Here is a 19,590-nt window from a genome sequence, read left to right as displayed (position 1 = left end):
CGAAAGGAATATCAAATGCCCAAAGCAACCATCGTTGTGCCCGCCTTTAATGCCTCTAAGACCATCGTCGAGACGCTTGAAAGTCTACAAGCGCAGAGTTTTCAGGACTTTGAAGTGGTTGTGGTCAACGATGGTTCCACCGATGCCACCGTGGATGTAATCAAACGTTTCCTACGGGACAGTAGATTTCGGGTTGTCGACCAACCAAACCGAGGGCTGGCTGGCGCTCGAAACACCGGGATCGCCAATGCGAGTGGTGAATATGTGGGGTTCTGTGACTCGGATGATTTATGGACGCCGGACAAGCTGGCACGACATGTCCGGCATCTGGATAGGCGTAAAGACGTTGGCCTTAGCTATGCGGGCTCCGTCTTGATCGATGACAATAGCCAGTCGCTAGGCTTAAAGCAGAGCCCACAACTCTCCAATGTAAACGCAAGTGTTGTTTTTAAAAGAAACCCTGTGGGGAATGGATCCGCGCCGGTGATCAGAATGGCAGCACTGAAAGATATTGCCTACACGCCCCATAAAGATCAGTCGCGGCAGTGGTATTTTGACGAAACATTCCGTCAGTCCGAAGATATCGAATGCTGGCTCCGTATGGCGTTGACGACGGATTGGGAGATCGAAGGCATTCCCGGTCATCTTACGAAGTACCGGATCGCCAACCACGGGCTATCGGCAAACACCAACAAACAACTGGCCTCCTGGATGCGCATGGTCGACAAACTCCGGCCTTTAAATCCAGCCTTCTTTGACAGTCATGAACCAGCAGCCAAAGCCTATCAAATGCGCTATCTCGCACGCCGCGCAGTTAGTGCCGGCGACGGGTTAAAAGCGCACAAATACACACGCAAGTTCCTGAATGCCTCGCTCAAACCGGTTATTGAGGAACCACTAAAAACGCTCACAACCCTTATCGCAGCAGAGCTTCTGTCGCGTACTGGCTTTGGCCCGATGCAACTTGCGTCAGTTCTAAGGCGTTGAAGACGATGCACAGGCCAATACCAACAATCAAAAGGAGGTTCTCATGAGCAATGCTTCAATTCTACACCTGACCGACGACACAACACCGGGTGGAGTCATGAGAGTTATCGACACAATTCTTTCATCGAAGTATCTGGCCAAAACCGGCAAGCACCAAATGGCGGTGGTTGAAAACAGTAATCTGACCCTGCCCAATGGCCGGGTGGATATCATCGTTTCGCATTTGGCATTGAACTGGCGTAATTTTGCAGCCCGCGCGCGGCTTCGCGCCATGCACCCCGACATTCCGATGATCCATGTTGAACATAGCTACACGCAGGGTTTCGTTGCACAAAAAGTGTTCAATAAAACGCGGTTTTTTGCCATGCTGCGCAGCGCGTTCAGCCTGTTTGATCGGGTTGTCGCAGTTAGCAATGACCAGAAGGACTGGCTAATTCGCCGCGATCTGATCGACGCCGACCGGTTGTCAGTCATTCAATCCTCTGTTGATCTGTCAGGCTTTGAAACTTTGCCCGATCTAGAAAGCGATCATAGGGTTTTTGGTCTTGTGGGTCGGCTGCACGAGCAGAAAGGATTTGATATCGCAATCCGGGCATTCCGTGACTGCTGCGGGGCGGATCTAAGGTTGAAAGTATTCGGTGACGGCCCAATGCGGGCTGAGCTGGTTGAGTTGGCAAAATGCGACCCCAGGATCACTTTCCATGGGCATTGCAATGATCCGTTAGAGCCTATGCGTTCGATAGATGTCTTGCTTATGCCATCACGTTGGGAGGCCTATGGACTGGTCGCCCGAGAAGCGCTCTCTGCTGGACGAATGGTGATTGTTGCCGCAACTGATGGCTTAAAGGACCACATTGAAACAGGGGCTATTGATGTGCATGACCACAGTATTTCAGCGTGGAAACAAGCGATCAACAAAGCCGCACAATCCTTGGATGAAGGTAGCCACAGTGGGCGTAGTGACACTGCCCAGCACGTTGCAGAGAAAACCCGGTTTGAGCATGACTGGGAAGAATGCCTGAGCGGTCTTTGAAACCGTCACAGGCAGGGCAGTGTGATGACCGTCATGACCGATGCTACAGGTCTAACTGCCAGTCTCGCATAAAGGCCGCAAGATTGGGGCTTATGTCTTGTTCATTGCTTTCACAAGCGACGCACCGAGACCCCAATACTGTGCGCAGATTATAGTGCCGGTTCTTACACATACGCCCCGTAAAGAAAAAATCAGTTCCGGCTTTCAGGGCTCTGGGACGCGTACGTGGATACTTCATCCACTCTGGATGGCCAGCAAGCTGAGCTTGTCTCTTGCGCTGACCTTCTTTGTGATGTTCCGCCATGCGCGCAGTATCCAAAGTCAGGGTTTCAGTTTCAACAAGAAAAGGCCCGCCGGTGATCCGCGGGCCTTTTTCTATTGGTGTGTGGTGCGTGCTGGCACGCGCCGTTAGGGTTAGCCCAACTTTTCAGTCAGTTCCGGCACTGCCTGGAACAGGTCGGCGACCAGTCCAAAGTCAGCAACCTGGAAGATCGGTGCTTCTTCGTCTTTGTTGATCGCAACGATGATCTTAGAGTCCTTCATGCCTGCCAGGTGCTGGATCGCGCCTGAGATGCCGACGGCAACATACAGATCCGGTGCAACCACCTTGCCGGTTTGACCAACCTGCCAGTCGTTCGGGGCATAGCCTGAATCAACCGCAGCACGCGATGCACCAACAGCGGCGCCCAGCTTGTCTGCCAGAGCCTCGATCAGTTTGAAGTCGTCCTCGGAGCCAACACCACGACCACCGGACACAACCACACCAGCCGAGGTCAGCTCGGGGCGGTCAGATGCGGCGACCTTGTCTTCAACCCATTCCGACAGGCCTGGGTTTTCAGCAGCACCAATGGTTTCAACCGAGGCAGAACCGCCATCGCCAGCTGCGTCAAAGGTCGATGTCCGGAAGGAAATCACCTTCTTGGCGTCCGACGATTTGACGGTCTGGATCGCGTTACCGGCGTAGATCGGGCGCTCGAATGTGTTGCCATCGACAACACCAGAAACATCCGACAGAACCATCACATCCAGCAGCGCAGCAACGCGCGGCAGTACGTTTTTGGCATCTGTGGTGGCCGGAGCAACGATGTGCTCGTAGTCGCCAGCCAGACCGGCGATCAGCGCGGCAGTGGGTTCCGCCAGGCGGTGGCCCAGCGATGCGTCTTCGGCAACCAAGACTTTGGCAACGCCAGCAATTTTGGCAGCCTCGTCACCGGCAGCAGCAGCGGTAGCACCGGCGCACAGCACAGTGATATCGCCCAGCGAACCTGCAGCGGTCACAGCTTTGGCAGTGGCATCCAGCGCCAGCGCGCCATCGGTCACTTCACCAAGGAGAAGAACAGCCATTACACAGCCCCCGCTTCTTTGAGTTTCTCAACCAGCTCGTCAACCGAACCGACAATGATGCCTGCGGCGCGGGTGTCAGGTTCGGTGGTCGACACGATTTCCAGACGTGGAGTGACATCAACGCCGTAATCTTCGGCAGTCTTGGCATCCATCGGCTTTTTCTTGGCCTTCATGATGTTTGGCAGCGAGGCGTAACGCGGCTCGTTCAGGCGCAGATCAACGGTGACAATGGCGGGCATCGCAACCTTGAGGGTCTGCAATCCGCCGTCCACTTCGCGGGTCACAACAGCGTGCTCGCCGTCGATGTCCAGCTCGGATGCGAACGTGCCCTGGGACCAGCCCAGCAGCGCCGACAGCATCTGGCCGGTGGCGTTCATGTCGTTGTCGATGGCTTGCTTGCCAGCCAGAACCAGTCCGGGCTGCTCTTCCTCGACAATCTTGGCAAGGATCTTGGCTACGGCCAGCGGCTCGATGTCGGTTTGAACATCTTCGGCAGCAACCACCAGAATGGCGCGATCCGCACCCATGGCCAGCGCGGTGCGCAGAGTTTCCTGCGCCTGCTTGACGCCGATCGAGACCGCGATGATCTCATCTGCCTTGCCGGCCTCTTTCAGGCGAATGGCCTCTTCGACGGCAATCTCGTCAAAGGGGTTCATCGACATTTTAACATTGGCGAGATCGACACCGCTGCCGTCCGCTTTCACGCGGACCTTCACGTTGTAATCAATCACGCGCTTGACAGGCACGAGTACCTTCATTTTGCGTATCTCCAGAAGTTATCTAGTAGGAACAGGGGTTTCCCCCCGGTAATCGTAAAAGCCCCGGCCAGTTTTGCGCCCCAGCCATCCGGCCTCGACGTATTTCACCAGCAAAGGGCAGGGGCGGTATTTGGTGTCGGCCAACCCATCGTTCAGCACGTGCATAATGGCCAGGCAGGTATCCAAACCGATAAAGTCGCCGAGTTCCAACGGCCCCATTGGGTGATTGGCGCCCAGCCTGAGTGAGGCATCTATGCTAGCAACATCTCCGACGCCTTCGTACAGCGCGTAGATGGCTTCGTTGATCATTGGGATCAGAACCCGGTTGACGATGAATCCGGGATAATCCTCGGCACTGGCGGCCGTCTTGCCCAGCTTGCCGACTACAGCCAAAAGCGTTTGATAGGTGTCCTCAGAGGTGGCAATGCCGCGGATCAGTTCGACCAGCTGAATCAGGGGCACCGGGTTCATGAAGTGAAAGCCCATGAACCGCTCGGGCCGGTCAGTCTTGGCTGCTAATCGGGTGATCGATAAGGACGAAGTGTTAGATGTCAGGATTGTATCCGGGCCCAGCGAGGGGGCTAGCCCGGCAAAGATCTGATCCTTGACTTCTTCGCTTTCGGTTGCAGCTTCGATGACTAGATCACTGCCGCCGAGTTCTCCCAGTTCTGTGGTGGCCGTGATGCGCGACAGCGCAGCGTCTCGATCACCTTCACTCATCTGGCTCTTGCTGACCTGCCGGGCGGTATTCTTTTCAATCCGTCCGATTGCAGCAGTCAGGGCATCAGCAGAGACATCGCTGAGCAAGACATCGTGCCCGCTGGTGGCAAAGACATGGGCGATGCCATTGCCCATCTGACCCGCCCCAATGACGCCAACAGTTTGAATAGGCATGGCTCTACCCCGCAAAGCTGTAGGCCGTTTTGACCGTGGTATAGAATTCGGCTGCGTAACGCCCTTGCTCTCGCTAATCATAAGATGAACCCTTGGTGCCGCCGAATGGCACGTTGTAGCCTACGCCGACGGTTGGCAGGTTGACCATCACCATGCCGACCTATGCCCGGGCGCGAAAGGCGCGGGCAGAACCGCAGATCATCCGCTCTTCTTCTCCCAGCTGGTTTTCCAACTGGAATGGGTCTTCCCAGTTTAATGTGTTCAGGTCGGGTTTGCTTTGCGGTGCAAGATCTTTTGGCATCCTTGATCTCCTTACGCCGCTTTTGCGGTGTTGATTGCTGCTTCAAGCGAGGCTTCGATGATGTCCAGTGCTTCGTTCACTTGGGCCATCGGTGTGGTCAGGGGGGGCAGCAAACGGATAGAGTTTGCTCGTGTCCCGCAGGGCAGAATGATTAGCCCCCGTGTTTCGGCCTCGGCTACAATCGCTTGGGTCAGGGCTGGGTCCGGGGCGTTGGTGGTTCGGTCAGTGACCAGCTCAAAAGCAACCATGGCCCCTAGGCCGCGTACTTCGCCAATGACCTCCATGCCGGGTTGCGCCGCAATTGACTGCAATCGGGATGTAAGCATGTCACCGATTTCAGCGGCGCGGGTGCACAGGTCTTCTTCAACAATCACGTCCAGCACTGCATTGGCGGCGGCGACAGCCAGTGGGTTACCTGCATAGGTGCCGCCGATACCGCCAACTGGTGCGGCATCTACGATATCTGCGCGGCCTGTGACTGCCGACAGTGGAAAACCGCCTGCCAACCCTTTGGCCATGACTACTAGATCAGCGGCGACACCGGAATGTTCAAACGCAAACAGTTTCCCGGTGCGTGCGATACCAGCTTGCACTTCATCAGCGATCAGCAGGATACCATGTTCATCACAAATTTTGCGCAGGGCGCGCAGGAAATTTGGCGGAGCGGTGACAAATCCACCTTCGCCCTGAACGGGTTCAATGATGATTGCGGCAACGCGTTCGGGGTCGATCGATGACCGCAGCATGTTTTCCAGCACGTTCAAGCTGTCAGAGACGCTAACACCGTGGAATGCATTGGGGAACGGCGCGTGCAGGACTTCGGGTGGCATTGCACCAAAGGCTTTCTTGTAGGGGTTTACCTTACCGCACAGGGCCATGCCCATCAGTGTGCGGCCGTGGAACGCGCCGCTGAAGGCGATAACACCTGACCGGCCTGTATAGGCGCGTGCCATCTTTACGGCGTTTTCAACCGCTTCGGCGCCGGTTGTTACCAGCATGGTTTTCTTGGCAAAATCGCCGGGTGTGGCAGCGTTCAGACGCTCTGCCAGTGTGATATAGCTTTCATAGGGGGCCACGTGAAAGCAGGTGTGAGTGAAGGCCTGCGACTGTTCCGCGACGGCTTGCATGACCTTAGGGTGGCGGTGACCAGTATTGTTCACCGCAATCCCGGCTGCAAAGTCCACATATCGTTTGCCTTCGGCGTCCCACAGCTCGGCATTTTCGGCGCGCACTGCATAAATTCCACGAGTGGCCACCCCAGTGGCCACGGCTGCATCGCGACGCGATTTCAGGTCTTTGGTAACTGTCACGGGTGATTTCTCCTGCCCAGCGTTCTGATTCTGCATTCCTTATTGCTCAATATATTGAGCGGTGCTAGCAAAAAGTTGCGCAACATCCATTGTTTCGACTATTGTCGGGAGGACTCGATATGGGGATTCCAGTAATGGCAGATGAATTTGACGTGGGCGGACGTCTAAAGGCCCTGAGGCAGCAATTTGGCTTGTCCCAAAGGCAATTGGCGGACAGCGCAGGTGTGCCGCATGGACAGATTTCAATGATAGAAACCAACCGAAGTAGTCCGTCTGTCGCGTCGTTGCGCAAAATTCTGGGCGGATTTGGCATAACTATGTCAGAGTTTTTTGAGCCAGACGCCGTTACATCCTCGCAAGTCTTCTTTACGCCGGGCGAGCTACGTGATCTGACGTCGCTTCTGTATCAGGACAGTGAGGCGACACAGCAGAAGATCACAATCAAACAGGTGGGCGATGCCAAGGCGCACGGCCTGCAAGTTCTGCAAGAGCGCTATGAGGCAGGCGCTGATACCGGTGAAACCATGATCGAACATGATGCCAACGAAGGTGGAATCGTGATCTCTGGTGAGATCGAAATCACCGTGGGTGAGACGACCCGCATTCTAAAGGCCGGCGACGCCTATTTGTTCAATAGCCGCGAGCCGCACCGTTTTCGCAATATCTCGGATCGTCCCGCTGAAGTCATTTCGGCCTGTACGCCCCCCTATCTCTAAACACGCAAGGAACCCAGTAATGAAACCTCTTGAAGGTCTGAAGGTCGTCGAACTGGCCCGGATTCTAGCCGGCCCATGGATAGGCCAATCACTGGCCGACCTTGGTGCCGAGGTGATCAAGGTTGAAGCTCCGCAAGGTGATGATACCCGGACGTGGGGCCCTCCGTTCATCGAACGTAATGGTGATAAATCTGCGGCCTATTTCTATTCAGCTAATCGGGGCAAAAAATCTGTAGTTGCCGATTTTCGTACACCTGAGGGCCAGAGGATCGTTCGAGATCTGATCGCGGATGCGGACATCTTGGTTGAAAACTTTAAGGTCGGTGGGCTGAAGAAATACGGCTTGGACTATGACAGCCTGTCAGAGCTCAACCCACGTTTGGTCTATTGTTCGATCACCGGGTTTGGTCAGGATGGGCCCTATGCAAAACGGGCTGGCTACGATTTCCTTTTGCAAGGAATGTCCGGTTTGATGTCGATCACAGGTGACCCAGATGGGCAGCCACAAAAGGTTGGCGTGGCGGTTACTGATATCGTGACGGGGTTGTACGGCACCATCGGTATCATGGCGGCAATTGAACAGCGTCACACCACAGGCAAGGGGCAGCATATCGACATGTCCTTGCTGGACTGCGCTACAGCCATGTTGTCCAATCAGGCGATGAACTTTCTGGCCACGGGAAACAGCCCCGAGCGCAAGGGCAATGCCCATCCGAATATCGCGCCATATCAGGTGCTACCGACGTCAGACGGGCATATCATTATCGCTGTGGGTAATGACGGCCAGTTCCTTCGGTTGTGCGAGGTACTTGATCGCCCCGATTTGGCAAGTGACACGCGCTACACCAGCAACGCCCTGCGGGTTGAACATCGCGATACACTGACCGAAAGCCTTGAAAAACTGTTTCAGGCGTGGACCAGCGCAGATCTCCTTGCGGCACTCGAGGCAGCAACTGTACCAGCCGGTCCGATCAATACGATTGCACAGACATTTGATGATCCGCAGATCAAGTCACGTGGAATGGTCATCACCCCGGAAGGTGTGCCGGGCGTACGAGGCCCCTGGGTCTTCTCAGATGCTGAATTGGAAACAGAGAAATCTGCCCCAATCCTACCTAAGGCTTGATAGACAAGGACCGGCCTCAATTTCTTGGGGCCGGTCATTATGTGAAATTTTCCGTCCGCCGGGGATCTGATTGAAATCAAGGCATGGATTCATGTCATCTGCTACACTCCTTACTGTAACGAAAGGAGGATAGACCATGGTAGAAAAAACCGAAACCGGAGGCTTCTGGCCGTCACTCTATGATCCGTTTCGCGGGTTTGGATCCCGGTTGGCGGATTGGTTAAGCCCAGCGACCGAAGCGTCGTCAGGCGAGGAATCCTATGATATTGCGATGGAGCTGCCAGGGGTCGGGCAGGAGGATATCGACCTGACGGTGGACAATGGTGTTTTGACCATTCGTGGTGAGAAAAAGACCCAATCCGAGAAGTCAGGCGACACTTGGTTCTTTAGTGAGCGTCAGTATGGGGCCTTTAGGCGTTCATTCCGCCTACCAGAGGATGCAGATGGAGCAGCGGCATCGGCGCAAATGACCGATGGGGTTCTGCATGTGATGGTGCCCAAACGGGCGCTTGAGACACCAGAGACGGCCAAGAAGATTGAGATCGCGTAGAGCTAAGTTCTGAAAAACGATGCGGCACTAGATGGCCCGTGTTTGCCTGCACGGGCCATTCGTTTATTGTTGTGCAGCCAGATAGCCGATGCCAGCGGCCACAATCAGGCCCACAGCAACAGCACCGGCAATCTTCCAGGCTGAATAGGGGCGCTCCCCTTGCACACGACCTGACTGCCCATTGACGACAAACCGGTATGTTTTGCCTCGGTACTTGTAGGCCGCCAGCCAGACTGGCAGTAGGACGTGTTTGAACGTCACATCTGCCACCGTAGTGTTGATATCATGTATGCGCTGGCGGTCGCCGCCGATGTCAAAGCGAACATCGCGTTCGATCACCCGGTCCATTTTTTCACGCGCTTCGGTATATCCGTCTTCTAATTCAATCGCATAAGCTTCGGCCCGAAACCCAGCCAGATACTGCGGCTGATAGGGTTCCAGCGACGACAGATCCCAAGGTTCCAGCGCTTCGGTATAACTTTTAGGCAGGCTTTTAGAGGCAAGCACTAGAACATCGTCAAACCAGCGCTTCACTCGACCAGCAGCCGGGGTCCAACGCACCTTGGCAACCTGATGGCTTTCGGTTTTGCCGTCAACGACTCTGGTTTCAGTGACGTAATACACAGTGCCACGCTGGCCGGTGTAGCTGGACTTGGTGTCCGCATCAAAGGTCCAGTAGGGCACATAGATGCCCTCCATCTTGCGGCCCTTACGTGCGTATTCCTTTAGCCCGTTCGGAGCAAACCACAGTTTGCCCAGCCAGGCGCTCATTTCCTTGTGCGCGCTGCGCTCATCGACACCAAAGGGCAGCACGCCTTTGGGTTTGATATGCCGGTTCTCGCCCGTATCCACCACCACAGGCGTGGCACAGAATGGGCATTCCTTGGCGTGGGTGTTTGGATCAAACTCGACCTGCGCCGCACAACTAGGGCAGGACGAGACCCGTGTCACCTCAATCTCGGCCTCAGGCAACTGATGTGCGACCGCGGTTTCAAAGTCCAGCTCACGTAGGCCTGCGCCCTCCCACGGTCCGCCACCAATCTGATCGGTATGGCCACAGTGGTCGCAGGTCAGTGTCCGGTTCTTGGGATCATACCGGTAATCACTGCCGCATTGCTCGCAGGGAAAAAGATGTGCTTCATGTGGAGCTGAAGTGCTGTCTGAAGATGCGGGTGGTGGTGGCGGAGTGGTCAAGGCAGATCTCGGATTTGGAAAATGTCAATCAATGCGGTTCACCCGCCGCCAGAGTGTCGGCGGGTGCTGGCGTGGTGTTATCCAGCCGGAGGTGGTGGAGGCGGTGGCATGATGGTGAACAGTTGCGCCAGTTCAGCCACGTCGCCTGCGCGTTTCCAGCCGTCCTGACCAGGGGTCCAGACATGGGTCTCGCGGGTCAATCCGCCTTCGACAGCCATACGCCCTAGTCGCGCCTTGGAAAACGGCCCGGTGGTCTGACCGTTCTCTGCCAAATGCCAGACATGTTCCACGGGTGGCGGTGGCGGGGCAACTGGCGCAGCCGTCGGTGCAGGTTGCGCTGCCGGTGCAGCCGCAGCGGGGGCAGGGCGGGCGCCCCATGGGCCAGCGGCCTGACCTGCTGCCATCGATTGCGCCATGCCCATGCCCATGCCCATGCCAATGCCAGCCCCCATGCCGCCATTTGGATTTTGTGCCGCGGCAGTCATCGCCTCGGCGGCAGAGAATTGCGTGTAACGGCCCAGATCGCCGACTATGCCCATCTGGGTGCGTTTATCCATCGCGGCCTCGACCGCGGGCGGCAGCGAGATGTTTTCTATGTACAGCTCGGGGATCGACAACCCGTATTCGCTGATCGTGCTGGAAATCTCGGCCGCGACTAGTTTGCCCAAATCAGACGTGTTGGCAGCCATGTCCAGCACAGGAAGCCCGGACCCGGCCACCACGCGCGAAAACTCTTGCACGATGATGTTGCGGACCTGGAACGAAATCTCATCCATGGTGAATTCACCATCGGTGCCGACAATCTCGGTCAGGAAACGGGCAGCATCAGCGACCTTGACCGAATAGGTGCCATAGGCGCGCAGACGGATCGGGCCAAATTCAGGATCGCGGCAAATGATCGGGTTCTTGGTGCCCCATTTTAGATCATTGAAGCGAGTGGTGTTGACGTAATAAATTTCGGATTTGAACGGCGACTGAAAGCCGTGATCCCAATGCTGCAATGTCGTCATCACCGGCATGTTGTTGGTCTCTAGCATATAAAGACCGGGGGTGAAGACATCTGCCAGCTGGCCTTCGTGAACAAAAACAGCAGCTTGCCCTTCGCGCACTGTTAGTTTGGCGCCGTATTTGATTTCGTGGTCTTCGCGCTCAAATCGCCAGACCATAGTGTCGCGGGTGTCGTCGGTCCAGTGAATGACATCGATGAATTCACCGGTCAGAAAATCAAAAATTCCCACAGTCAGGTCCTCTTATTAATAGGCGCGGGGCATAGATTCCGCAGGCAGCCCCATCAATTCATTTGCAATGACCCGGGCGATGGGACGGGCCTGTTCTGCGCTCATCCCCGGTTGCAGTCGCCTGTCATATAGCATGGTCAGTAGTTTTTCGTCATGGCTGGTCAGCAGCGCAAACTCATCGTCATCGTTAAAGATAGACGGCCGCGCTCGCGGGCTGTCGTTGCGCAGGCCCAGGCCTTGCGCGACTTCCTCGTGGACGCAGCTTTGGCGTACAAGATCCGGGTGCTCGGCCCGAATCAAGGCAACGCCCTGAGTATAGGAAAGCGGATCCTGTTGAGGTCCGCCGGCCAGTACAAGGCAATAGAAACTACGCGGCGGGTTGGCGAATATCTCAAGGTTTTCAGCGCTAATATTGGGCAGGATCTGTGGCACACGCTTGCGGATGAAATCGCCATCATCCTTGCTGGCATAGATTACATGAAAGTTGCCTCGGGTTGTTGTGGTGCTAACCGAATGTTTGGTGATGCGGGCCAATCGGTTGGCATAATTGGTTAGAAACTGGAGATCTTCTTGGCGCCGTGTTGGTGATACAGAAGGGCCGAACTCAGCCTGTAGACGTACCGGCCCGGGCCATCGGCTTAATCCTCCGGCACTCCCGCTTCCACTGCCAGCATATTCGTCGAAAAAGGCAATCGCCTCAAAGTTTCGAACCAGTTTGTCAGCGTTGTATGGCGTATCCGGCCCGCCACCATCGGTACGCAACAGACCGCGGGTCAACAGATCTCGCTGTAAGACCGAGTAGTACTGGACCAACTGTTCGCTTTCGGCCGAACGCGGTGGAGGCTGAAACTCTTCCGGTCGCTGCGGAGGAACCAGCGAGTCAGTTTGGAGCGGAGGGGTGCAGGCCAGTAGGGCCGTCAGTCCAATCAGACCGGCGACGTTTCGTGGTATGCTTTGCAGTCGTTTCACCCCTCCACCTGTCATTAATTAGCCGGGAACCGAGGTCGAAGCCGTATCGCCAACCCCATCCTTGCGCGCCTTGGCCGCAGCCAGGGTATCGCGCAGCTCGCCTTCCATCTTCTTCAGCTCTTCCTCGGCAGCGGCACGATTGGCCTTGCCTTCGTCAGCGATGGCCAGGCTGTCCTGAATGGTGCCAATAAGATCGGCATTGGCCTGTTTCACTGCTTCGATGTCAAACACACCGCGCTCCATTTCCTCGCGCACCATTTTGTTGCTCTGACGCAGATTGGCGGCATTGGAGGTCAGCAACTCGTTCGTCAGGTCATTGGCTTCGCGCACAGCGGCGGCGGCTTCGGTGCTTCGCTGAATGGTTACAGCCTGGGCCAGCTGAGTTTCCCACAGCGGTACTGTGTTCACTAGGGTCGAGTTGATCTTGGTGACCAGAGACTTGTCGTTTTCCTGAACCAGACGGATGGACGGCAGCGACTGCATGGTAACCTGGCGGGTCAGTTTCAAGTCATGCACACGGCGTTCCAGATCGTCACGGGCGGCACGGATGTCACGCAGTTCCTGCGCCTGCATCACCTGTTCGCTCTCTGGGGCGGCGTTCATTTCGGCCTCTTTGGCGGGGATGGTGGTGCTGTCCAGTTCTGCCAGCTTTTCCTGACCAGCGGCAATGTACAGGCCCAACTCGTCATAAAACTCCAGCGTCTTGGCATAGAGAACATCCAGTGATTTGATGTCCTTGAGCAGCGTGTGCTCGTGACCCAGCAGGTTGTCGGTGATCTTGTCGATCTGCCCCTGCACAGACTCATAGCGCGCAGTGAATTGGGCAAACGGCGCTGCCTTACCGATCAGGCGCTCCCAAAAGCTGGGTTTGCGGCGCACATCCAGTTCTGAAACAGAGAAGCCACGGATGGCGGTAACCATGCTGCGCAGACTATCACCGGCGGGGCCAACATCCTTGTTGCGCACATCTGCCAGCATGGCCTGTGAAATAACTTGCAATTCAGCCTGCGCCGCTGACCCGAATTCAATAATCGAGTTAGTGTCCGCCATATCCAGTTGATCCATCCGGGTGCGGATCGCCTCGCTTTGTGGTGCGTCGGCTTTCTCCAGAGTTTGGATTTCAGCAATGGGTTCCGGCAGCACAATGGCAGTGGTTTCCTTGACCAAAATCTCGGCCTCGGCAGCTTTTTGTTTTACAATCTCGGACATAAAGGCATTCCTTCTTTTAATCAGTCAGGTCCAAATGGACCCCCTCGCGCTGCAAACGATCACGCAGCACGTCAATTTCAATGGTTAGGTCGCTGCGGTCTTCCAGCAGCATCTTGCGGTTGCGGGCGGCAAAATTCTGTTCCAGATCATCCAGCAACGACAGATAATCTGCACGCGCCTGAGCATCGCCACTGCGGCCATAAATGTCGGCAAATTTCACCGTCGCATCGCGCGCACCTTGCAAATAGACCGTCAGGTACTTGCGCGCGGCGGTCAGATCACGCGGGTCTTCTTCGACTGTGCGAAACAGTTCGCGAGCCACAGACTGAAACTGCTCGACGCGGGCTTCGACTTGTCGATCCTTCGCACGCAACGCCGCGTCGCTCATTCCGACCAGATATTCCTCGGCATCGTCCACCACGCGGGCCACTCGAGATTGCTGAAATTCGTCAATGCCCTCGACGCCTTTGTCTTTCATCGGGTCCAGGCCAAAGGCAGCAAGGTGCAGTCCCATTGCTGCTGAGCCATAGATCGCGGCGATCAGCACACCCGGTTCCGCCTTCCAAGCAGCAATAGCGCCGCCAAGTCCGACCAAAACAGACGCAGCAAGCTTGCGGGGCAGGGCCGGGCGCTTGGCGACACGGCGCGCATTAAACGCACTCTCAGCCCGCAGACCCTCACGTAGCATCCAGGCACCACCAGTCCAAAGCCCAGCAGCCACTAGGCCCAAAGCCAAACCTGTGGCCCCGTCAAGCAGTGAAAATAGTACCATCGCCGCAGGAGGGACAAACATCAGGTTTGACCCAGCCCCAATCGGGTCCGGTCGGGCATTCTTGTATGGGTTTTTAGGCGGCACAGTTGCGTCCGAGCTGGCCTCGGGGCTATAACGCCCACCAAATTTCTGGGCCATGTGCTTAGGCCCCCACAATCCAGCCGGTACTAAGACCGAACATCAAGATCAAAAGGGCCACAAAGGCAAGTTTTTGCACGCGGGTTCTCCCGAAGACGCTGTTCTGCCTACGAAACTAAGTGATAGCAGGGCGTCTTGCTAGGGGGAACTCACGCGCAGGTGGATCAACGGCGGGGATTCTTGCCGACCGGCTTGCCGCCTGAACGCCGGTCGGGACGTCGTGCGGGCTTGCCAGATGGTCTGCCTGTGGGCTTTCCACCAGACCGGCCACTGGGCTTGCCGCCGTCAGACCGGCCTTGTCCCTTGTTAGAGAAACGACGCCCATAGGGCCGTTCGTCCTCTTCGGGTGGCTTAGGTCGACCGGGCCTGCCTGCCATCGTGCTGGGCTTTTTGCGCACCACGCGTCTTGTGTTCTTGGGCTTTTCCGGTTCCGGCTCAGCCTCCAACCCGAGTTGGTCACGCATGACCTTGCGGCGGATTTCCTCAACCGCGCCCAGCTTCAGCTGACCCAGCTGGAAAGGACCATACGACACCCTCAGTAATCGGTTCACCGTGAAACCGATATCCTCGATGGCGCGACGAATTTCTCGGTTCTTGCCTTCGCGAATCCCGATCGTCAGCCAAGCGTTGGCGCCTTGCTGACGGTCCAGAGTAACTTCCATCGGCTGGAACCGCTCTCCGTCAATTACCAGTCCCTTGCGCAGGGGGGCGAAGTCTGAGTCTTGTGGGCGGCCATTGATCCGCACTCGGTATTTGCGCAGCCAGCCGGTAGATGGCAGTTCAAGCTGGCGCTTGATGCCACCGTCATTGGTCAGCAGCAGCAGACCTTCAGAGTTCAGATCCAGTCGACCAACTGTCATCACCCGTGGCAGGTCATCCGGCAGTTCGTCAAAAATGGTCCTGCGACCTTTTTCGTCACTATTGGTGGTCACCAGGCCAGATGGCTTGTGGTACAGCCACAACCGCGCTGGCTCCGGGTCTCCTACCGGTTTGCCGTTGACGGTGATTCTGTCCTGCGGTGTCACATTCAGCGCAGGGCTGTCGATCACTGTGCCATTGACGGTCACAAGTCCGGCATTGATCATGCGTTCAGCCTCGCGACGCGAGGCAATACCGGCACGGGCCAGAACTTTGGCGATGCGGTCGCCGGGCGGAGGGGTCTGAGATTGGGTCATAACCCGCCCTTAGACCATTCTGAGCGGTTGCGAAAGCATGCATTCCAAGGCAATTTGTAGCATGGTTTTCAAATCTCATATGGAACAGGCGCTTAGCGAGGCGCGCGCAGCGGCAGATCGGGGTGAAGTTCCGGTGGGGGCTGTGCTGATCGACCCGCAGGGGCAGGTGGTGGCTACGGCTGGCAATCGAACACGTGAACACTGTGATCCCACTGCTCATGCAGAGATCCTGACGATCCGTGAGGCCTGTACCGCTGTCGGGTCGGAACGACTAGCAGGTTACGACCTGTACGTAACACTAGAGCCGTGCGCCATGTGCGCCGCCGCCATTGCCGCAGCACGAATAGAGCGGGTCTACTATGGAGCATCTGATCCGAAGTCCGGCGGAGTAGCGCACGGCGCGCGGGTGTTCTCTCACCCGCAGGCCCATCATACCCCCGAGGTTTATGACGGGATTGCTGAGCATGAAGCCGAGCGGATGTTGAAGGACTTCTTTGCCGCCAAGCGCTAAAATGGCCGTATTCTGTCAGGCTTAATCCTAAACTGAGGAAACAAATTAGGTCGGGCGCCCTAATTTGATCTTTTCACTCTAGGTCAATTGTCCTAATTTGCATGGAATCACATGGAGGGACATCTGGTGCCTAAGCCCAATACGCAGGATAAAATTGTCGAATCTGCTGACCTGCTGTTCTATCAGCGCGGGTTCGAGCACACGTCTTTTGCTGACATCGCAGGCTCAGTTGGGATTTCGCGTGGAAACTTTTATCACCACTTCAAAACCAAAGATGAAATCCTGACGGCGGTGATTGATCTGCGGCTGACCAGAACGCGCGCGATGCTGCGAGACTGGCAGGCAGAAGGGCAGGGACCGGCTGAGCGTATCGGTTGTTTCATTCAAATCCTGATCGCCAACCAGGCCAAGATCCTCTTGTACGGCTGCCCGGTTGGCACATTGGTGTCCGAGCTGGCCAAGCTGGATCATGCCTCGCAAGGTCACGCAAACGCCGTGTTTACCCTGTTCCGGGATTGGCTGCGCGCGCAGTTTGAGGAGCTGGGACAAGGCGCAGAGGCTGATGCCTTGGCGATGCAGCTATTGGCCCGCAGTCAAGGCGTTGCCACCATGGCGACAGCCTTTCGGGATGCTGAATTCATCGAGGCGGAAGTCAGCCAGATGCTGGATTGGGTGCAGGCCTTGGCAGTGGCATAGATCTACAGAACAACAAGAATACAAAGGAGAGCACCGATGTTCATCGTGCTGTTGAGGTTTTCAAACAATAAAGAACGCGCCCACGAATTCATGGAAGGGCACAAAGCCTGGATCCAGCGTGGGTTTGAAGCCGGGGTGTTTCTGCTGGTTGGCAGCATGAATCCTATGGCGGGTGGTGGCGTGCTGGCACATAACATATCGCTGGAAGAGCTAGAGGTTCTTGTTGCCGAGGATCCCTTTGTTGTTGAGGATGTGGTGAGGCCTGAGATCATCGAGATCTCACCGGCGCGCGCCGACGAGCGGCTGAAGTTTTTGACGGATTAAGCAAGGAAAGCGCATTTCTTGAGCAATGTTACCAAAGGCCCCGATGGTCTAACCCGCTGTAACTGGAGCGGTTCGGTGCCCGAGTTCTTGCCGTATCACGACAATGAATGGGGTTACCCGGTCAGCGACAATATCCGCCTGTTCGAGAAGGTCTGTCTGGAGAGTTTCCAGTCGGGCCTCAGCTGGCGGACAATTCTGAACAAGCGCGAGAATTTCCGCGCTGCGTTTGACGGATTTGATTACGCCAAGGTGGCTAAGTACACCGAAGAAGATGTGGAACGCCTGCTGCAGGATGCAGGAATCATTCGCCATCGTGGCAAGATCAACGCGGTGATCAACAATGCGGCCCGCGCGCTGGAACTAGAAGCCGAGGCCGGATCATTGGCAGCGTTTTTCTGGAGTTTTGAGCCTGATCCCGAGAGTTTGCCTGAACCGCAAACCCAGACCACCAGTCCCGAATCTGTGGCGCTGTCAAAGGCATTGAAAAAACGCGGTTGGAAATTTGTAGGCCCCACCACCGCCTTTGCCTTTATGCAGGCGATGGGGTTGGTGAATGATCACGCGCGGGGGTGTGTTTGCCGGGAGAGGGCTCAAAAGGCACGGCAAGAGTTTGTGCGGCCTAGTTGATTTTGGTCCGGGCAGTTGGCTCGGACAGCGCCTTACCTTGGGAAGGCGCTTTACACCTCCCCAAGGTAAGGCGCGATCCTTTGTTCTAAATCTCGATCGCTTGCATCACTTCCGGCTCGATCACATCCACACCCGGCAGCCCATTGATCAAGGCCTGCGCGTCCTGCTCCAGAATGGGGAAGCTTTTGTAATGGCAAGGGATCACGGTTTTGAAGTCAAAAAACTTCTTCGCCGCAAAAGCAGCGCCGCGCATGTCCATGGTGAAATGACCGCCCGCACACAGAATGCCAATATCGGGCTGATAGTATTCGCCCATCCAATCCATGTCGGCCATGATGTCGGTATCGCCTGACACATAGATCGTATGCCCCTCGGCGGCGATCATATATCCACATTCACTCCCCCCAGCGCGAGGACCATCTTCGGTCGCAAAGGTTGAGGAATGTGTGGCGTTGACCATCGAAACTTTGACCCCACCCAGATCAACCGTGCCGCCTTTGTTAAAGCCAACGGTTTGGATATCCTCGGTTTCACCCCAATAGCCCATCAGATCGTATTGCCCAACCACCGGAATGCCCAGTTTCTTGGCCAATGGCAGAACGTCCACCACATGGTCAAAATGCACATGGGTCAGCAGGATGTGGGTGGCGCCTTCGATGGCCTTGTCATGGGCGACTTCGGGTAGCACTGGGTTGCCGGTCAGCCAGGGGTCGATCAACAGAACCTTGTTGCCGGTCTCAATTCGGAAGGAGCCATGGCCCAGCCAGATGATTTTCATTGTAAATACTCCCGATAATAGGTTGGTCGGTTTGTGAAACGTCTACTTGTCCGGTTGGTCGTGGCAACTCGGCTTAATTTTCGTTCACTTCGTGCACCTCGATCACATTGCCATCCGGGTCGTAGAAAAAGATCTGCCGCCAGCCTTCCACCGCCTGATGGCCCCAGTCCGAGTAACGAATGCCCTGTTCCTCTAGGTGGGCGATAAAGGTGTCCAGATCATCAGTACGATAGGCGATATGACCATGTGAAACCGGATTGACGAACTGACCGCTGTTGAACCCGGCATGAACATCTTTTTGCGCCAGATGCATCTGGATATCACCATCGGTTACAAAAGACACATCACCGCCATAGCCCTTGTTCTTCTCCAATACCGGCAAGCCCTCAGTCTTTTTGTCCAAGCCCAGAATGTTTCGGTAAAAGTCATTCATCCGGTCAACATTTTCTGTGGCCAGATTGATATGGTGTAGCTTCAACTTCATGCGGGGGCTCCGGTGCGTAATGCGTCTTGGGAATGTCAGCAGAGTGACCTTAGGCTGGCTGCTCAGGCAAGCCATTTCTACTCAATGATAGATATCCGCTCCTCCTAGGCTTGCAGCAGCGCCTTGGGGACGGTAAATGCCAAGGCAACGTATATGAGGTTCCCATGTCGATTGACCAAAGCACCGCCGCCAAAGTGGCCAAACTGGCCCGGATCAAGGTAGAAGATGACGCGCTGCCTGCGCTGGCAGACGAGTTCAACACCATCCTTGGCTTTATCGAGCAACTGAACGAGGTCGACGTCGAAGGCGTTGAGCCGATGACTTCGGTCACGCCGCAGCGTCTGAAGCGCCGCGAGGATGTGGTCAACGACGGCAATCAGCAGCCCAAAGTGCTGGCCAATGCCCCCGACGCCCGCGAGGGCTTCTTTGCTGTGCCTAAGGTAATGGAATAAGAGC

23 protein-coding genes and 1 pseudogene are annotated in these 19,590 nt (G+C 56.0%); 10 read left to right on the top strand and 14 right to left on the bottom strand.

Annotated features, from left to right (window positions below; genetic code table 11):
- Positions 1–15: 15 nt before the first annotated feature.
- Together DL239_RS04185 and DL239_RS04180 are read left to right on the top strand one after the other, a co-directional pair.
- A complete protein-coding gene (locus DL239_RS04185) occupies positions 16–987 on the top strand; it encodes a glycosyltransferase family 2 protein (protein WP_167682602.1) in 972 nt (323 codons plus the stop codon).
- A gap of 43 nt (positions 988–1,030) precedes the next feature.
- Entirely contained in the window at positions 1,031–2,020 is a 990-nt protein-coding gene (locus DL239_RS04180; RefSeq protein ID WP_167682600.1) for a glycosyltransferase family 4 protein, read from the top strand.
- Between the two features lie 414 nt (positions 2,021–2,434).
- Here DL239_RS04180 and DL239_RS04170 read toward each other — a convergent pair whose 3' ends face one another.
- From DL239_RS04170 to gabT, 6 genes and pseudogenes are all read right to left on the bottom strand, one after another.
- On the bottom strand, positions 2,435–3,364 hold the full coding sequence (locus DL239_RS04170) for an electron transfer flavoprotein subunit alpha/FixB family protein (RefSeq protein WP_167682596.1): 930 nt from the start codon (positions 3,362–3,364) through the stop codon (positions 2,435–2,437).
- On the bottom strand, positions 3,364–4,122 hold the full coding sequence (locus DL239_RS04165) for an electron transfer flavoprotein subunit beta/FixA family protein (protein WP_167682594.1): 759 nt from the start codon (positions 4,120–4,122) through the stop codon (positions 3,364–3,366). Before DL239_RS04165 ends, DL239_RS04170 begins: the two co-directional genes overlap by 1 nt.
- 18 nt (positions 4,123–4,140) lie before the next feature.
- Positions 4,141–5,016 (bottom strand): 3-hydroxybutyryl-CoA dehydrogenase, encoded by an 876-nt coding sequence (locus DL239_RS04160; RefSeq protein ID WP_167682592.1) that lies wholly within the window; start codon positions 5,014–5,016, stop codon positions 4,141–4,143.
- A gap of 4 nt (positions 5,017–5,020) precedes the next feature.
- Positions 5,021–5,173 (bottom strand): annotated as a pseudogene (locus DL239_RS21615) (aldehyde dehydrogenase family protein); the annotation flags it as partial.
- Between the two features lie 3 nt (positions 5,174–5,176).
- Complete coding sequence (locus tag DL239_RS04150) at positions 5,177–5,317, bottom strand: hypothetical protein (RefSeq protein ID WP_167682590.1); 141 nt, start codon at positions 5,315–5,317, stop codon at positions 5,177–5,179.
- Positions 5,318–5,328: 11 nt separating this feature from the next.
- Positions 5,329–6,627, bottom strand: a complete 1,299-nt coding sequence (gene gabT / locus DL239_RS04145; RefSeq protein WP_369410535.1) for a 4-aminobutyrate--2-oxoglutarate transaminase — start codon at positions 6,625–6,627, stop codon at positions 5,329–5,331.
- A gap of 119 nt (positions 6,628–6,746) precedes the next feature.
- On the opposite strand from gabT, the gene DL239_RS04140 reads away from it, so the two are divergent.
- The 3 genes from DL239_RS04140 (at position 6,747) to DL239_RS04130 (ending at position 9,019) form a co-directional block, all read left to right on the top strand.
- Entirely contained in the window at positions 6,747–7,343 is a 597-nt protein-coding gene (locus DL239_RS04140) for a cupin domain-containing protein (protein WP_240931710.1), read from the top strand.
- A gap of 19 nt (positions 7,344–7,362) precedes the next feature.
- On the top strand, positions 7,363–8,469 hold the full coding sequence (locus DL239_RS04135) for a CaiB/BaiF CoA transferase family protein (protein ID WP_167682586.1): 1,107 nt from the start codon (positions 7,363–7,365) through the stop codon (positions 8,467–8,469).
- Between the two features lie 136 nt (positions 8,470–8,605).
- Entirely contained in the window at positions 8,606–9,019 is a 414-nt protein-coding gene (locus tag DL239_RS04130; RefSeq protein WP_167682584.1) for an Hsp20/alpha crystallin family protein, read from the top strand.
- Positions 9,020–9,082: 63 nt separating this feature from the next.
- Here DL239_RS04130 and DL239_RS04125 read toward each other — a convergent pair whose 3' ends face one another.
- The 6 genes from DL239_RS04125 to DL239_RS04100 all read right to left on the bottom strand — a co-directional run bounded on the left by DL239_RS04125 (position 9,083) and on the right by DL239_RS04100 (position 15,714).
- Entirely contained in the window at positions 9,083–10,213 is a 1,131-nt protein-coding gene (locus DL239_RS04125) for a TFIIB-type zinc ribbon-containing protein (protein WP_167682582.1), read from the bottom strand.
- A gap of 77 nt (positions 10,214–10,290) precedes the next feature.
- Positions 10,291–11,451 carry an SPFH domain-containing protein gene (locus DL239_RS04120; protein WP_167682580.1) on the bottom strand — a complete coding sequence of 387 codons (1,161 nt, stop codon included), beginning with the start codon at positions 11,449–11,451 and terminating at the stop codon, positions 10,291–10,293.
- A gap of 15 nt (positions 11,452–11,466) precedes the next feature.
- A complete protein-coding gene (locus tag DL239_RS04115) occupies positions 11,467–12,435 on the bottom strand; it encodes a DUF2927 domain-containing protein (protein ID WP_167682578.1) in 969 nt (322 codons plus the stop codon).
- A gap of 3 nt (positions 12,436–12,438) precedes the next feature.
- On the bottom strand, positions 12,439–13,629 hold the full coding sequence (locus tag DL239_RS04110) for a toxic anion resistance protein (protein WP_167682576.1): 1,191 nt from the start codon (positions 13,627–13,629) through the stop codon (positions 12,439–12,441).
- Between the two features lie 16 nt (positions 13,630–13,645).
- Positions 13,646–14,539, bottom strand: coding sequence for a 5-bromo-4-chloroindolyl phosphate hydrolysis family protein (locus tag DL239_RS04105; RefSeq protein ID WP_167682574.1), 894 nt, complete (start codon positions 14,537–14,539; stop codon positions 13,646–13,648).
- A 164-nt stretch (positions 14,540–14,703) separates the two neighbouring features.
- A complete protein-coding gene (locus DL239_RS04100) occupies positions 14,704–15,714 on the bottom strand; it encodes a pseudouridine synthase (RefSeq protein ID WP_167682572.1) in 1,011 nt (336 codons plus the stop codon).
- 61 nt (positions 15,715–15,775) lie between these two features.
- On the opposite strand from DL239_RS04100, the gene DL239_RS04095 reads away from it, so the two are divergent.
- From DL239_RS04095 to DL239_RS04080, 4 genes are all read left to right on the top strand, one after another.
- Positions 15,776–16,225 (top strand): nucleoside deaminase, encoded by a 450-nt coding sequence (locus DL239_RS04095; protein ID WP_167682570.1) that lies wholly within the window; start codon positions 15,776–15,778, stop codon positions 16,223–16,225.
- Positions 16,226–16,351: 126 nt separating this feature from the next.
- Complete coding sequence (locus tag DL239_RS04090; RefSeq protein WP_369410533.1) at positions 16,352–16,921, top strand: TetR/AcrR family transcriptional regulator; 570 nt, start codon at positions 16,352–16,354, stop codon at positions 16,919–16,921.
- 36 nt (positions 16,922–16,957) lie between these two features.
- Entirely contained in the window at positions 16,958–17,245 is a 288-nt protein-coding gene (locus tag DL239_RS04085) for a YciI family protein (protein WP_167682566.1), read from the top strand.
- A gap of 18 nt (positions 17,246–17,263) precedes the next feature.
- The gene (locus DL239_RS04080) at positions 17,264–17,872 is read left to right on the top strand and encodes a DNA-3-methyladenine glycosylase I (RefSeq protein WP_167682564.1); all 609 of its coding nucleotides are present in this window, start codon (positions 17,264–17,266) and stop codon (positions 17,870–17,872) included.
- An 85-nt stretch (positions 17,873–17,957) separates the two neighbouring features.
- Here the strand turns inward: DL239_RS04080 and DL239_RS04075 are convergent, their stop codons facing one another.
- Complete coding sequence (locus DL239_RS04075) at positions 17,958–18,650, bottom strand: metal-dependent hydrolase (RefSeq protein WP_167682563.1); 693 nt, start codon at positions 18,648–18,650, stop codon at positions 17,958–17,960.
- A 73-nt stretch (positions 18,651–18,723) separates the two neighbouring features.
- A complete protein-coding gene (locus DL239_RS04070) occupies positions 18,724–19,134 on the bottom strand; it encodes a VOC family protein (RefSeq protein ID WP_167682561.1) in 411 nt (136 codons plus the stop codon).
- 164 nt (positions 19,135–19,298) lie between these two features.
- On the opposite strand from DL239_RS04070, the gene gatC reads away from it, so the two are divergent.
- Positions 19,299–19,586, top strand: coding sequence for an Asp-tRNA(Asn)/Glu-tRNA(Gln) amidotransferase subunit GatC (gatC, locus tag DL239_RS04065; RefSeq protein WP_167682559.1), 288 nt, complete (start codon positions 19,299–19,301; stop codon positions 19,584–19,586).
- Positions 19,587–19,590: the final 4 nt, after the last annotated feature.

It is taken from the genome of Parasedimentitalea denitrificans, from assembly GCF_011813015.1.
Classification (GTDB): Bacteria; Pseudomonadota; Alphaproteobacteria; order Rhodobacterales; family Rhodobacteraceae; genus Parasedimentitalea; species Parasedimentitalea denitrificans.
Note: the sequence above shows the minus strand (reverse complement) of the source record. Positions and strands in the feature narration are given on the sequence as shown.